Source organism: Chlorobaculum sp. 24CR, assembly GCF_004118635.1.
Classification (GTDB): Bacteria; Bacteroidota; Chlorobiia; order Chlorobiales; family Chlorobiaceae; genus Chlorobaculum.
Window position 1 is genome coordinate 1 of record NZ_SDGU01000065.1, and the last position, 479, is coordinate 479.

The window sequence follows — 479 nt, forward strand, 5'->3', positions numbered from 1 at the left end:
CTTGAAGCGCATATCGACTGGCAACTTTTTGCTCCCATTCTCGAAGTAGCTTTCAGCAAGCCAGCCAACCGCAAGAACATGGGCCGCCCGCCATTCGACCGGTTGATGATGTTCAAACTTCTCATTCTTCAGAGCCTGTACAACCTTTCCGACGATCAGACGGAGTACCAGATTACCGACCGGTTGAGCTTCAAGCGCTTTCTGGGACTGAAATCCAGCGACAAGGTTCCGGACAGCAAAACGATCTGGAAATTCCGGGAAACCCTTATTCAGGAAGAACTTATCGAGGTGTTGTTTTTCCGGTTCAATCAGGCGCTTGACGAGCACTGCATCTTTGCCAAAAACGGACAACTGGTCGATGCCACCATTGTTGAGGTGCCGCGCCAGCGCAACAGCCGCGAAGAAAACGCCCAGATCAAGGCGGGCCAGACGCCGGAAGCCTGGAAACAGAAGCCCAACAAGCTTCGCCAGAAAGACGT

At 52.8% G+C, this 479-nt stretch carries 1 protein-coding gene; it reads left to right on the forward strand.

The window, feature by feature from the left end:
* The coding region (locus EST62_RS11555) for a transposase (RefSeq protein WP_134751628.1) at window positions 1-479 on the forward strand (479 nt) is incomplete at both ends.